The sequence below is a fragment of the Leptospira saintgironsiae genome, from assembly GCF_002811765.1.
In the GTDB taxonomy this organism is placed as follows: domain Bacteria; phylum Spirochaetota; class Leptospiria; order Leptospirales; family Leptospiraceae; genus Leptospira_B; species Leptospira_B saintgironsiae.
On record NZ_NPDR01000038.1, the window covers coordinates 1 to 703 of the forward strand.

General features: G+C 35.0%; 1 protein-coding gene. It reads right to left on the minus strand.

All coding sequences use genetic code 11. The features are described 5' to 3' along the window. Positions 1–185: 185 nt before the first annotated feature. The gene (locus tag CH362_RS19120; RefSeq protein ID WP_100711905.1) at positions 186–587 is read right to left on the minus strand and encodes a hypothetical protein; all 402 of its coding nucleotides are present in this window, start codon (positions 585–587) and stop codon (positions 186–188) included. Positions 588–703: the final 116 nt, after the last annotated feature.

The window sequence follows — 703 nt, forward strand, 5'->3', positions numbered from 1 at the left end:
TCGCCTAACGACCAAGGTGTTCCGACGTTTGCGATGGCGCGAGTTTGCTTTGCAAACGAAGTGACTGAAGCAAATGTGGCGTAGCCCGAGCGAATGAGTCGCAAAGCGATCTCCGAGCGCAGCGGAAGCACCGATAGTTAGACGAAGTAACCATACATTGCAAGTAAGTTAGAACTGTAACAACGTTACCAAAATGGTTTTGTTACATCTAAAAAACAATATCGAATAAGTGATACTGCAAAAGCAAACACGTAAGCAGAAATAAATATTTCAAATTCTATTTTAAAAAGAGGAAGCTTTTTACGCCAATTACCGACAAAACAAATTATTAATGCGGAAATAATCGGAATAAAAACCAAATTTGCTATTTGCAAGCTATGATTTTTAAGCAAAAAATTTGGAAAAACAAGCATGCTCACATAACCTACTATTGATCCAAAAATAATATAACCAATGACAGAAAAGAACGATTCCATGAACTTCGATCTTTTCAATATCACCATAGCATCCTTGGTTATCGAGTCAGTTACGTATTTTCCAAAAACTTCAACAACTATCACCCATATTATTTCGAAAATTAATTCCATAATGAATGTTCTTTATATTTTCCCTATAAATAAGCTTAAAAGCGAATTCTCTAAAAACAGAATAGAACTTTAGCTAATACGTCAAACTTTATGGTTATTTCGTCTAACGACCAAGG

What these genes read in the sequence shown, in the direction of transcription:
- CH362_RS19120 (WP_100711905.1), bottom strand. Translation starts at nt 587, where the DNA reads ATGGAATTAATTTTCGAAATAATATGGGTGATAGTTGTTGAAGTTTTT.